The organism is Citrobacter sp. wls718 (assembly GCF_005280945.1).
Lineage (GTDB): Bacteria > Pseudomonadota > Gammaproteobacteria > Enterobacterales > Enterobacteriaceae > Citrobacter > Citrobacter gillenii.
Genome location: NZ_SZWV01000059.1, coordinates 1 through 9,256, shown reverse-complemented (window position 1 = coordinate 9,256; position 9,256 = coordinate 1). Strand labels below are relative to the sequence as shown.

At 51.3% G+C, this 9,256-nt stretch carries 7 protein-coding genes and 3 pseudogenes; 2 read left to right on the top strand and 8 right to left on the bottom strand.

Going from position 1 to position 9,256, the window contains the following annotated elements; all coding sequences use genetic code 11:
* Both FDW95_RS11790 and FDW95_RS11785 read right to left on the bottom strand, forming a co-directional pair.
* On the bottom strand, nucleotides 1-2,864 hold a 2,864-nt coding region (locus tag FDW95_RS11790), incomplete at its 3' end, for a DEAD/DEAH box helicase (protein ID WP_137363510.1).
* On the bottom strand, nucleotides 2,851-3,627 hold the full coding sequence (locus FDW95_RS11785; RefSeq protein ID WP_115258505.1) for a DUF1837 domain-containing protein: 777 nt from the start codon (nucleotides 3,625-3,627) through the stop codon (nucleotides 2,851-2,853). The genes FDW95_RS11785 and FDW95_RS11790, both read right to left, overlap by 14 nt.
* A 227-nt stretch (nucleotides 3,628-3,854) precedes the next feature.
* On the opposite strand from FDW95_RS11785, the pseudogene FDW95_RS23770 reads away from it, so the two are divergent.
* Nucleotides 3,855-4,106, top strand: a pseudogene (locus FDW95_RS23770) (hypothetical protein); the annotation flags it as partial.
* Nucleotides 4,107-4,194: 88 nt separating this feature from the next.
* On the opposite strand, the gene FDW95_RS23190 reads toward FDW95_RS23770, so the two are convergent.
* The 4 genes and pseudogenes from FDW95_RS23190 to FDW95_RS11750 all read right to left on the bottom strand — a co-directional run bounded on the left by FDW95_RS23190 (nucleotide 4,195) and on the right by FDW95_RS11750 (nucleotide 7,311).
* Nucleotides 4,195-4,491: a hypothetical protein gene (locus tag FDW95_RS23190; RefSeq protein WP_170972994.1), complete on the bottom strand. Its 297-nt coding sequence runs from the start codon at nucleotides 4,489-4,491 to the stop codon at nucleotides 4,195-4,197.
* Nucleotides 4,472-5,503, bottom strand: a pseudogene (locus FDW95_RS11765) (IS630 family transposase). Before FDW95_RS11765 ends, FDW95_RS23190 begins: the two are co-directional and overlap by 20 nt.
* Before the next feature lie 650 nt (nucleotides 5,504-6,153).
* The gene (locus FDW95_RS11755) at nucleotides 6,154-6,450 is read right to left on the bottom strand and encodes a helix-turn-helix transcriptional regulator (RefSeq protein ID WP_061356411.1); all 297 of its coding nucleotides are present in this window, start codon (nucleotides 6,448-6,450) and stop codon (nucleotides 6,154-6,156) included.
* Nucleotides 6,451-6,762: 312 nt separating this feature from the next.
* The gene (locus FDW95_RS11750) at nucleotides 6,763-7,311 is read right to left on the bottom strand and encodes a hypothetical protein (RefSeq protein WP_115258507.1); all 549 of its coding nucleotides are present in this window, start codon (nucleotides 7,309-7,311) and stop codon (nucleotides 6,763-6,765) included.
* A gap of 97 nt (nucleotides 7,312-7,408) precedes the next feature.
* Here FDW95_RS11750 and FDW95_RS11745 point away from each other — a divergent pair, with 97 nt between their 5' ends.
* Nucleotides 7,409-7,741 (top strand): helix-turn-helix transcriptional regulator, encoded by a 333-nt coding sequence (locus FDW95_RS11745; protein ID WP_072040316.1) that lies wholly within the window; start codon nucleotides 7,409-7,411, stop codon nucleotides 7,739-7,741.
* Between the two features lie 174 nt (nucleotides 7,742-7,915).
* On the opposite strand, the gene FDW95_RS11735 is transcribed toward FDW95_RS11745, so the two are convergent.
* Nucleotides 7,916-8,419: a hypothetical protein gene (locus FDW95_RS11735; RefSeq protein ID WP_001140767.1), complete on the bottom strand. Its 504-nt coding sequence runs from the start codon at nucleotides 8,417-8,419 to the stop codon at nucleotides 7,916-7,918.
* Nucleotides 8,412-9,256, bottom strand: a pseudogene (locus tag FDW95_RS11730) (hypothetical protein); the annotation flags it as partial. The gene FDW95_RS11735 and the pseudogene FDW95_RS11730, both read right to left, overlap by 8 nt.

The following is a 9,256-nucleotide window of genomic DNA, read 5'->3' as shown; positions in this document are numbered from 1 at the left end:
ATCTTGGAGACTTCTTCCCCGGACACCCAACTACGTAGGATAGCTTTCCAGTTCGGCGGCAGCGCGTTCGCCTTGTCAGGGATGAAAGGCCGCATGAACAGCAGGCGTTCGCCGAGTCCGCCGAGAGCATCGGCGAGTTCGTTGATGTCGCCGCTCAACGCTGCACTGTCTGCCCTATCGATGAGTTCGGCCAACTCGTCCGCCATAGCGTCGATGAGGAGGCCAGCTTCGAGCCCTACTCCCATCGCGAAATGCCCGCGTCGCGTAGGGGGGGTGGTAGCTTTCCAGATGAGAGCAGCGCGTGCTTCGAATACCTTCCGGTGCAGGGAAGCGACATCCTCGTCCTCCCGAGCAATTTGGCGAGCCCAGAGTGACCCCCTGAGCGCCTCGTCTAGAAGTTTAGGTAGATCGGCGCGATCAGCGTCTAGGGCTTCGATCAGACCGAATACGGTGGCGTCGAGGCGTTCGACGAGCTGAGACAGGGGCTCCTCGTCGATGGTTTCCTCCTCGTCATCCGTCTCGTCTTCATCGTCGGTGGAAGCGTCGTATTCCACTGCGGCTGCCAGTCGTTCTGCTACCACTGCTTCTTCTTCAGGTGACCTCCAAGCCTCGCGGGCGTTGGCGAGATATTCCCAGGCGTCATCTATATCCAAGACGCCCTCGCGTGATAGACGCTCAAGGATTTCGGCAACGATCTGAATAAGGCCGCTTTTAAGCGTCCTGGCCTTGGCAGAGGCGACCAGTTCCCTCCATTCTTTCTTTCGCCATTTGATTTTGTCGAACATGACATGGACGATCAGCCCCTCGACATCGACGAATGCACGTCCGGCGCGGCCGGCCACGTTCGCGAACTCCTCTCCTTTGATCTTCTCTGAGGCGCGATATAGCGCGGGCACAAGCAGCACGGCAGCGTTGAGATTGAGGCCCTGCGAGAGCGTCGGCGAAGCGACAATGACCTTTAGCGCTCCTTCGGATAGAAGCAGTTCCAGTTCGCGTAGGAACGGGCTCGGCAGTCGGCCGTGATGAATGGCAACGCCCACCTTCAGGCTGGCCACGGCTGGGTGATCCTCGCCCAACCATTCCTTGCCGACTTCTAGGGCGCGGGCGATTGGAGCCTCGTCTTCCAGCAACGAGTCCAGATAGCCGCGCTTGCAGAGGTCCACGACTTGTTTGCCGTAGCTCTCGACCCAGTTTGCTTGGGTAGAGAAGATCAAGGTGCGCTTGCCCTGGCTCGCGAACTCCCATGCCGCGAACAGAGCGAGGTGCGAGTTCTTGCGTGGATAGGGCTTCTTCTCCTTCCCGAGCGCTGGTTTTTCCGCGACGAATTTGTCAAGGAAGGGGCCATCGTCGTCTAGATCGAGCCGTAGCAACGCGTCCTTACCTCGCCAGGTAAGCGCGCCGAATCTCTGGCGCGTTGGGCGCCAGTCGGAACGCACAGGCTCCCCGGGTTCGTCGGAACGAATCCATGCGGTAAGGTCGTCGAGTTCGTCGCCGCTTGGCAGGATCGCGGAAAGGCAAACTATTCGGCGCTCTGCCGCATCCGTGCGCCGAAGTAGACGCTGCACGAGCGTCTCATAGCGGATTTCGCGCTCACTAGGACCGATCATGTGGCCTTCGTCGAGGACGATCAGGCCGACATCGTCAATCAACGTCTGGTCGCTTCTCAGCGCGAAGTCGAGTTTTTCGGGCGTCGCAATGATGATCTCCCGTGTGCGGAGGGCGTCTTCATCACCGGGCGAAAGGCCGCTGGCGCCGTAGAGAGAAGAGACACCAAACCCTAGGGGCGCGAAGGTCTTCCTGAAAGTTCGTTCGGTCTGGGCCGAAAGAGCGCGCAGCGGTGTGACGATTAGCACCCGGCGTGCGGAGGATAGGGTCATTAACGCGGCAATCTCTGCCACCCGTGTTTTGCCCGCGCTGGTCGGCAGGGCGACGACCAGATCGTCCGTGACGTCTGTGGAGCGCTGGGCGGCTTCGCGCTGCGATGGCCATAGCTCCACTTCTGAGGTCTTGCGGGCGTAAAGGGAAGATATAAACAACCGCCGCAGGTCGGGATATCTTTCCTCCGCACCCTCGGGTGGCTCAGTCGGCAAATTCTGGTGTAGTGAGTGTTGCCACAAGTCGTCGATCAGGTGACGGCAGAGGTTCGAGATCCACCACAGCGGGACGTTCTCAGCGTTGTCGGCAAGCCCGACAGCGGTGGTAAGGAGCCCTCGCGCGGCTTCGAACGACTCAACCTCGCCCGTCTCAAGCGCGAAGTCGAAAAATGCCAGGGCACGGCAGATCGTCGTATTGAGAATTGTCGACAGTACTTCGTCGACGTCAGCATCTCCGCCCTGCAGGGCCGCCGCGATCTGCTCATCGCCGTGAGCCCCATAATTCAACCAGTCGCGAACGAAGCCGCGAAGTTGATCGAGATCGCGCAGTATCAGGTGTCGGATCGCTATTTCCCCGGGTGAGACGTTAAGGTCTTCCTCTATCTCGTTGAAGATTGAAAAGGCGACGGCCGAGAAGCCGGCTAGATGGTAGGCTGCAGCAGCAATGGTGCGGCGGAATCCGCGATCAGGCGACTCTGGATCACCATTACGCACGAGGGCTTCGAAGGCGTTGGCTGCGCGCTCAAAGGCCTTGCCAGTGAGTTCCGAAGCACCAGCCTGAGCCCGCAGTGCCATTGCGCCTCGAAGCAGGGCAAAACCGTGCTCGGCAAGATCTGTTTCGATGGTTGCGCCAAGCGGCGGAGCGTTTTGCGGCAATACGCCATTCTTGCGCATCAACGACCAAGCTGCACCGCGATAGAGGAGGCGCCCGAGAATACCGTCAACTGTAGCGGCCGTCAGGAAGGTGCTTAATTCTTCAGTCGTCTCCAAGATCTTCCGCCTCTAGGTACATTGCCGCAATGAAATCCTGATGGTCTTCGACGTGAATGTTCACGACGTAATGGTCCCTGTTGACTCCAGCGGCTTCAAGGTTCTCTTTCAGGGAAGCGTGAGGGCCGTTACCCGACACGGTGAAGAGCATGTGGTCGATGCGATCGGCTGGCATAGACTTAAGACCCACTTCGTCACGAAGGTCGCGACCCAGTGCGTTATCGCCAGCGTCGTTGCTCTCCAGCAGGCGATTGGCGACGAACAGCAGCGAGTCAGGCGTGCAGCGGCCATTGTCGCGGTCGAGGACCTTGCGGGCGGCGGTGACCGTGGTTTTGCCAAGCTTCTGGTTACTTTTAGCTTCACCTTTTAGCAGCCAGAGCTTATTGCCTTGGTAGCCCGCGCCGATGATGTCATCGCCGCGCATGGCCATGTTACGGCCGTCCTTGTAACGGAGCCGGCGCACGGGTACCCGCAGACCGATTTCTTCCTCAACTAGTTCAGTCGCAAGGATTTCGCCGAGGTCGCCAGAGCGGCCCTTCGGGGTATTAGGCATTGCCTCGCGGAGGATCTTGGCAGCAACCTTGTATCCTAGTCGCCCTACGTCATCGGCGATGAGTTCAAGTCGTTCGTAGTGCGAGCGAATGGTCTCAGCAAGGTCCTCGCGGATATCATCGCGGCCGCCGTCCTTCTCGACATACGTCCAGTAATACTTGCGTTCATCATTTTCTTTAATGGATTCACACCACTTCTCATATAGCCCCACGGCGTTTCTCCCTATCAATCAGTTCTGATCACGTCAAGATTTTCCCGATTCGAAATCGGCCTATTGAAAGAATCCATCCTCAGCGCTTTCCCACGTATCTTGCAAAATGGCGTCAATCTCTTCCCGCTCAGTTTCAGTCGCGCCAATCAATGGGAAGCAGCTCATATTTCTTTCAATCACCAACAGGCAAAGATTCCTGATAATGTACCCATAGGAGGGGAGACGCAATGTCAGAGATGAATCCACACGATGCCGCGCAGACTTTGCCCCAGGATCGGGAAACGCTGTACCACTTGGTCTGGTGCGAGCCCGCGGAATGTATAGCTGTGTTGTATGACATCAGTACTGAGTTACTGGCAAAACGATGCAGCGAAATGCGGATACCCAGGCCGCTTGCCGGTTACTGTAAGGCACTTGCGAAAGGTACTGCGCCTGCAATTCCCGCTCTGCCCGATCTGAAAAAGGGTAAGACGGTAAAGGTATGTGAGAATGATAATCCATCAATGCACTCTCCTGCCGTTAAGGCATCAAAATCAGCAACTTCATTAGCCCTAAAGCAAGCCCCTGTTACAGGCAGAAACCGCTGTTCAGCAGCGTCTTACTGCCGCCCTGACGCGCGCGGTCACCGCGAACGGGCAGGTACTGGTGATTGGAAACAGCTACGACACCCGCGGGCTTCAGCAGGTGGCCAGCCAGATCCCGGGGGCAACGACCGTCGAAGCCGTCGATTTGGTCGACCTTACCGACTTTGGTGCAGCGTTTAACCTGGAAGCTGCGGATGCGTTGACGCGCCTGGTGCAGTTTGCCGCAGGCGTCATGACCTAAATAGCTGCGCCTAATACCGCTACACTTTTGCCAGACCATGCTTTCTTCCGGGGAACGGGCTGGCGGTTTCCATAAAATGACGAACTTTCCTCAGTAGTTGCCACATTGAACGGCACTGATGATTGCGCGTTATCGTGTCGTGCAACGCCTGCCATAAACGCTCAACATAGTTCACCCACGGCGAGTAAACTGGTTGATAAGTAACCTTAAATTTTGGGTTCGCCTTCAGCCAGTTTCGTGTTTTCTCGCTTTTGTGAATAATGTAGTTGTCCACGATGAGCGTAATCGTTTTGGCCCGGCGGTACGTCGCTTTCAGGTGCTTCAGCAGACTGATAAACAAAGATGAGGCTTTGCTACTGCCGCCTACGTAGCTGACTTTTCCTGTACCACTGTGCAACGCTCCTGCCAGATAGTATTTTTCATTCTGGCCGGGCGTGACCACCCGTTTTTGTTGCCCGCGTATCTGCCAGTCAGCACCGATTTTGGGGTTGAGATGAATATCCACCTCATCTTCGTAAAACACCGGATGCTCAGCGCTACATTCATCCAGAGCCTTGTGGATTGCCGCCATTTTTTCATCCTTGTGTGGATCGCGTATACGTAGAGTGGGGGCAGCCCTGCGCCACACCACCCCCGCAGAAGGAAGCCATCGGCGGATGGTGCCGGGATGAAGTTTACATCCGGTTATCTCATTGATTTTTGCTGCCAGCAGTTCGGTGCTCCAGCGAGAACGTTGATAACCAAAATCACCGGGGGAACGACTGACAAGTTGCACCAGCAGCGCACAAATTTGTTCAAAGGGCCACCTGCGTTCACGACCCGGACGCAGTGATATCAGACCTTCAACACCTGACAGTGTGAACTAGTTAATCCAGCGCCCGACGGATGAACCGGCACAGCAGAGCGTTCTGGTGACGTCGCTGACACGGTCTCCCCGATGCAACATCAGCATGGCGGTCAGTCTGCGGGCGTGATTTTTATCACGCGTTTTATAAATAGCTTTCTGCATCAGACGTCGTTCGTCACGAGAAATAGGTGCTATGATCGGCATCGCTCAGTCCGGTTGGTGATTTGTGATGTTTGGCGATTGATCAGATCGCACAATCCGGGCTGAGTTCCCTTTAAGTGATCTACTATTCGGCGCAGCTATTTAGGTTGGCCCCGCAGCATTGCTGCCCCGCCTAAAAACGCTACGAAGAGGGCGAGCCCGCAACCCGCCGACGGTTGCCGAAGCAACGTTTGTGGCATTTGCAGAGAGACCAGGTTTTATGCTGGCCGCAGAGGCGTTGCGCCTTCTGACTCGTCAGGACAATGCGCGGGTCTATCGGCCAGAGGTATTGCGCTGTTGTTTGCGCGCCCTGCAGTCGGCTGCAGCCGGAGGCTACACTTTTGCAGACGCCACGGTAAATGAGCGAGAACGCAATCGCCACGAGAGTCGACCGCTGGCCCGGCGTGTAATCGGCAGCACATTGTTGCTAAGGGGGCTGGAAGGAGAGGTGGCAGTCATCACATCCCCGGAAGAGATGGATGCACGACACCTCTATGTCGCTATGACGCGGGGATCTTCGCGGCTGGTTGTGTGCTCGCTAACTCCCATATTGACGGTCCGCTAACCCCGATGCAAAGCGCCCTTGCTCACAAATCGCACCTTCCTTAGGGGCAGTGCCTGACGTACAGCCCTATCAAATAGCCTGGCTACTATCACCATTCTTCACGCCTTGCCGGTGAATCAAACTCCTTTTCAACCAAATTTGAAGCCTTTGTATAAGTTGAAATAGGTTCAGAACTAAGCGAAATCTCCACTCCCAAAATATTTAACACGTTGTACAGGCGCTGAAAACTTGCTTTTGAAGGGTTTGCCTCAAGGCGAGCATAAGTCTGCTGAGTGACACCCAACCTGGCGGATAATTCTCTTTGAGTTAATCCTTTTGATTTACGAAAACCAATTAAAAGTGGCCGTAACTGGCTAAGAAGTCTGACCGGGAAAACATTATCCATAAGTAGGAGACCATGTCGATTATTTTAAAATAAGTTCACTTTACGTAAAAAACAGCCTACAGGGTGTTTTTTTACTTTACAGCTTTTAAGGTGAAAGGATGACTCGTTGTTTAATTTGTTGCATTGAAGTGTTAAAGGTTGCATCTGGGACTGACTAAGATTATATTTTTCAGGTCTAGCATATAGTGGTACGCGCCGTTAATCTCATATTAGTGAAGTTTATCAGCGCATGAAGGGAGAGGGCGGTCTCGGCTTTGCCCTCTCTTTTTCACGACTCTATTAAACTTTAAATCCTTTCTGGAATTCATTGCCTTATTGAAATGTATGATTAACAATCTCAATCAATGTATTTATTTTTTCATTTATCTTAATGTGTTTTTTGTCTTGCTCTAGAGAAAGTTTCCGGAATTCATTTTCCCTGCTCGGTACGGCAATTATCAATTCTTCATAAATTTCTTTTGCTCCTGATATTTTTTCCAATTCACTGCTGTATTTTTCAATAAGAGTTCTTATTTGAATATTTACATTATTATGTTCATAGCTATTAGCGCTTGAAAACTGGCGAGAACTTTTTTGGGTTGCCTCAATTAATTGCACATTTTCCATTGCGATGTTGAATTCTGATGTGGGTGAGTATAAATATTGATACACTCCTGATTTTCTTACTTTATTTAATAATCCTTTTTTAACTAGGCATTGAATTTGGTTATAAGCAAAAGCTTTTGCCTTTAGGTAGGTTTTCGGGAGTGAGAATCGCTCGACAAGAATTATTGCTATATCGTTACTGGTGAAGTTATCTTTGCCAATGTGGATTATTGCAGAAAATATGTACGACTCAGGGTTGGATACTCGACTATTCATATGACTAAAACAATGCAGTTAACTTAGGATTGCTAAGTATACAACAATGGCAGATACTTAGACAATCTAAGCATTCGAGGCTAATGAAGATGAATCAGTGTCTGAAAAAAATCCGATACCAGAACGACTTAAGGAAGCGAGATGCAGGGCGGGTTTATCACAGCGCTCGCTGGGCCTCCTTGTTGGGTTTGATCCCGCTTCGGCTAGCAGTCGTATGAATCATTATGAGAAAGGGCGGCATGTCCCCGATATTGATACGCTTCGACGGATGGCGTCAGAGTTAAACGTGCCGTTAAACTACTTTTTTTGTGATGATCAGACCACAGCAGAACTTGCATTACTCATATCCCGGATGACAGAGGAAGAGCGAAGTAATCTCATCGAAGCACTCAAAACGTCTTCAGGTGTAAAACATGGTGGTAACACATGATGTTCTACAAAAGGCTATTGATCTTTTAGAAGGTAACGAAAGTGCAGCATTAAATTGGTGTAATGAACCAAATCGGCATTAGAATGGAAGACTCCCTTCGACATAAAGGACATAGAAGAGAGAGTATTGATAATTAGTGCGCTAATTTTACGAATAGAGTAGGGCGTTTACTCATTAGCTCATTCTTGAATTTCTTTTGCGCTCAGCAAGTTCTCGAATGAGATCGTCTGCAAGCATGTCCTCTACTTTGATAGGAGTTGCGTTGTCGATATACTCAATGATGTCGGCGAGCGCCAGTACATTTCGTTCATATTTAGCTTTCAATGCTATAATTTCAGCATCAAGACGATTTGCCTTACTTATATAAGCAGCGCCGGTTCGGCCCATGGCCAATTTAGCCTTTTCATCTGTAGTCAACTCTCGTTTGCCATCTTCGTAGTTGTTATGCTGGCGAAGCCTGTAATTATTGATGATAATTTTTCGAGAGGTGAGGGTACTAATGCCACCTTTAACTATTCCTTTGGCTTTAAGACGGGCATGTAACGTAGATGGTTGAATGGGGGATTTTTCCAGTCCCTCTTGCACCATAGCTTGTAGCTCGGCTTTGATGTAAGCATCAAGTTCCTTACCCTGAATGACTTTATCGTCTGCATTGCGACTGCGCGGGGTCTTAGCCATTATTATTTCTCTCTATACGTTTCTGTTCAATAAAGAAAAGATCAGCTAGGGTTTTTGGAGTTTTGCCAATTAGCATTTGTTTATTAATTCGCTCAATAACTTTATATAATGGGTTGTTCAGATCATCAGAAAACAGGGAAACCAGTTTTTTCTCGCCTTTAACCTTTATAGTATCAGCTTCAAGAGCCTCGAGCACGATGAGAGCTTCTTCCTGTTCTTTTAATGCCAGCATGAAGCCTGGATTCACTATAGTCAACTTACGGAGTTGAATGATTTCTTTTCGCTTGTTTGATAAACGTCGTGATGCTTCTTCCGCTTCGCCAAGACGACCTGTAAGAGTGAAGTAGCCACAAGGTAGACCAGACTGACACTTAAGCGCATGAGGACAACCCCAGCGAGCTACATCTCTCGTACAGGCTCCAAATCCAAGAGGATGCAGTTTTGCATGGCGGTGAAGCAGTGATTTCGCCTTATCAGCCAAATTTTGTTGTACTAACTTGTCATGTGCACGTTTTAGTTCAGGCAGAAACTTATCGGACATTGTGCCAGTTATATAGTCAACAACCTCAGCAGTTGTTTCACCAAAAGTCTGCATGTTCTGCTTCAGATTATGCTCGGTATTGAGCTCAGGATTTATCATTAGTGAGGTTGTTAATTTAACGTTTGCAACACCTGTATTTTTTACCGTGTTAGAGGACTGTGATAGAGCTGCCATTCTGCGGCTAAGCTCAGTTCTGGGGGAGGGTGGGTTGAGCGGGATGCGGGGCTTCTGCTGCGTAGTAAAGAGTGATAGCTGGAAACTCTTCGTGAGAGCTTGATCTTGACCCTCCATCTCCG

What these genes read in the sequence shown, in the direction of transcription:
- FDW95_RS23190 (WP_170972994.1), bottom strand. Translation starts at nt 4,491, where the DNA reads ATGGTCTGGCAAAAGTGTAGCGGTATTAGGCGCAGCTATTTAGGTCAT.
- FDW95_RS11755 (WP_061356411.1), bottom strand. Translation starts at nt 6,450, where the DNA reads ATGGATAATGTTTTCCCGGTCAGACTTCTTAGCCAGTTACGGCCACTT.
- FDW95_RS11750 (WP_115258507.1), bottom strand. Translation starts at nt 7,311, where the DNA reads ATGAATAGTCGAGTATCCAACCCTGAGTCGTACATATTTTCTGCAATA.
- FDW95_RS11735 (WP_001140767.1), bottom strand. Translation starts at nt 8,419, where the DNA reads ATGGCTAAGACCCCGCGCAGTCGCAATGCAGACGATAAAGTCATTCAG.